Below are 2,599 nucleotides of genomic sequence, written 5' to 3'. Positions count from 1 at the left end.
GTACGCCTCCGCTGACGGCCGCCTTGTTTGAGGAAGGCGAGCGCTGCAGGTCCTAGGGGTAATCCTAGGAGAAGCGCTATGACGATATCGCGGGCAGAGGTGATCACATCGGTAGAGCGGCGGCGGCGGTGGTCGCGAGATGAGAAGGAACGGCTGGTTGCAGCATCGCTCGAGCCTGGAGCCACTGTTTCCGAGGTGGCTCGCATGGCCGGCCTTCATGTGAGCCAGCTGTTCCGGTGGCGCAAAGAGCTTTGCAAGCAGGGAGAGACGAGTATAGCTCCGTTCGTGTCGGTCGAAATTGGACCGCCTGTGCCACCGCGGGATCTGACCGAAGCGCCACTGACGACGGCACCGACGCGTCGACGGAGGAGCCAGGGCATCATCGAGATCGACCTTGGTAGCGGACGCCGCATCCGGGTCGATGGCGACGTTGATGGAGACGCGCTGCGTCGCGTTCTCGATGCCCTGGTGCGCCGATGATCCCGGTTCCGACAGGCGCGCGGGTGTGGCTCGCGACAGGCTACACCGATATGCGCAGAGGCTTTCCGTCGTTGGCACTCCAGGTGCAGGAGGTGCTGCACAAAGACCCGCTCAACGGTCATCTGTTCGTCTTCCGTGGTCGCCGCAGCGATCTTGTAAAGGTGATCTGGCACGATGGCCAGGGAGCATGCCTGTTTACCAAAAGGCTTGAGAGAGGCAGGTTCATCTGGCCATCGGTTGCCGGTGAATCGGTAACGATCTCGCCGGCGCAGTTGAGCTATCTGTTGTCCGGGATCGATTGGCGCAACCCACAAGAAACCCAGCGTCCGACGCGGGTCGGATAGCGTTTTGTGGTTTGAATCTGCGGCTTGATCTGATTCACTGGCTTCATGATATCGAAGCCGGACGACCTTCCATCGGACCTTGCAAGTGCCCTGGCGGCGCTGCAGGCCGAGCGCGAGGCGCGGCTACATGCTGAGGCGGTGGCTGCCAGTGTGCGGGCTGAGCTGTCGGACAACGAGGCGCTGATCGCGCATCTCGAGCTGCGGATCGAGAAGCTCAAACGCGAATTGTACGGGCCGCGCTCTGAGCGCACGGCGCGGCTGCTCGAGCAGCTGGAGCTGGAACTCGAAGACCTCGTTGCGGCGGCGAGCGAGGATGAGCTTGCGGGGCAGACCGCCGCGGCGAAGACACAGAACGTCCGCCCCTTCACGCGCAAGCGGCCGGTGCGCAAACCCTGGCCGGATGACATCGAACGCGAGCGCGTCGTCGCTGAGGCTCCGACGAGCTGTGCCTGCTGCGGTGGATCGCGGCTGGCGAAGATCGGCGAGGATGTGACCAGGACGCTGGAGGAGATCCCGCGTCGCTTCAAGGTCATCGAGACGGTACGGGAGAAGTTCACCTGCCGTGATTGCGAGAAGATCAGCCAGCCGCCGGCACCGTTCCATGCCACGCCGCGCGGCTTCATCGGCCCACAATTGCTGGCGACGATCCTGTTTGAGAAGTTCGGCATGCATATCCCGCTCAACCGCCAGAGTGCTCGCTTCAAGGCTGAGGGGATCGACCTGTCGTTGTCGACGCTGGCTGACCAGGTCGGCCACGGCACCTTCGCCGTCATGCCGCTCTTCCACTTGATCGAACGCCATGTGCTTGCGGCCGAGCGCCTTCATGGCGATGACACCACCATCCGTATCCTGGCGAAGGGCAAGTGCACGACCGGACGGATCTGGACTTATGTGCGGGATGACCGGCCCTTTGCCGGGCCCGCGCCGCCGGCGGCGGTGTATTACGCCTCGAGCGACCGACGAGGCGAGCATCCCCAGAAGCATCTGGCCGCCTTCGCCGGTATCCTGCAAGCCGATTGTTACAACGGCTTCGAGCCGCTGTTCGACCCGCGGAAGAAGGTGCTGCCGATCACCCCGGCGTTTTGCTTTGCCCATGCACGACGGGGCTTCTTCGAGCTGGCCGACATCGAGAAAAATGCTCGAGAAGGCAACAAGGGCAAACCGGCCTCTCCGATCGCGCTGGAGGCGGTCAGGCGCCTCGATGCGCTGTTCGAGGTCGAGCGCGCCATCAACGGCCGCGGCGCCGACGAGCGGCGCGCCGTGCGCCAGGAAGAGAGCAAGCCGCTTCTCGAGGACATGCACGCCTGGTTGCTGCGTGAGCGCGAAACCCTCTCGCGCTCTTCCGAGGTCCTGAAGCCGATCAACTACATGCTCAGGCGCTGGGACGACTTCGCCTGCTTCCTCGACGATGGCAGGATCTGCTTGACCAACAATTGCGCCGAGCGCGCATTGAGAGGCATCGCCTTGGGACGGCGGAACTGGACCTTCGCCGGAAGCCAGCGTGGCGCCGACCGTGCCGCCATCATGCTGACGATGATCACGAGCTGTCGCCTCAACGAGGTCGATCCGAAGGTCTGGCTCGCCGACATCCTCGCCCGCATCGCCGATCTTCCCGCATCGCGTCTGCACGAACTGCTGCCCTGGGAATGGAAGCTCCTGGGCCAAGCCGGCAAGCCCGCCGGTCAGCAGGCCGCCTGACCTTCACGCAACGCCATCATAGAGCTCGCCGTGCCCGCGCGCACGCGTCAATCGGGCGGTCTTCATCGTATGCGTAC

3 protein-coding genes are annotated in these 2,599 nt (G+C 63.9%); all 3 read left to right on the top strand.

The window, feature by feature from the left end:
- Nucleotides 1-78 precede the first annotated feature (78 nt).
- Genes tnpA through tnpC form a run of 3 tightly spaced genes read left to right on the top strand, consistent with a single transcriptional unit; the run spans nt 79 to nt 2,522 of the window.
- Nucleotides 79-480 (top strand): IS66-like element accessory protein TnpA, encoded by a 402-nt coding sequence (gene tnpA, locus FNJ47_RS45525; RefSeq protein WP_163163260.1) that lies wholly within the window; start codon nt 79-81, stop codon nt 478-480.
- A complete protein-coding gene (gene tnpB / locus FNJ47_RS45520; protein ID WP_038936775.1) occupies nt 477-824 on the top strand; it encodes an IS66 family insertion sequence element accessory protein TnpB in 348 nt (115 codons plus the stop codon). Before tnpA ends, tnpB begins: the two co-directional genes overlap by 4 nt.
- Before the next feature lie 45 nt (nt 825-869).
- On the top strand, nt 870-2,522 hold the full coding sequence (gene tnpC, locus FNJ47_RS45515) for an IS66 family transposase (RefSeq protein WP_163163258.1): 1,653 nt from the start codon (nt 870-872) through the stop codon (nt 2,520-2,522).
- Nucleotides 2,523-2,599: the final 77 nt, after the last annotated feature.

The sequence above is a fragment of the Bradyrhizobium uaiense genome, from assembly GCF_010811875.1.
GTDB classification, from domain to species: Bacteria; Pseudomonadota; Alphaproteobacteria; order Rhizobiales; family Xanthobacteraceae; genus Bradyrhizobium; species Bradyrhizobium uaiense.
The sequence above is the reverse complement of the archived record's forward strand: the minus strand, read 5'-3'. Positions and strand labels throughout refer to the sequence as shown.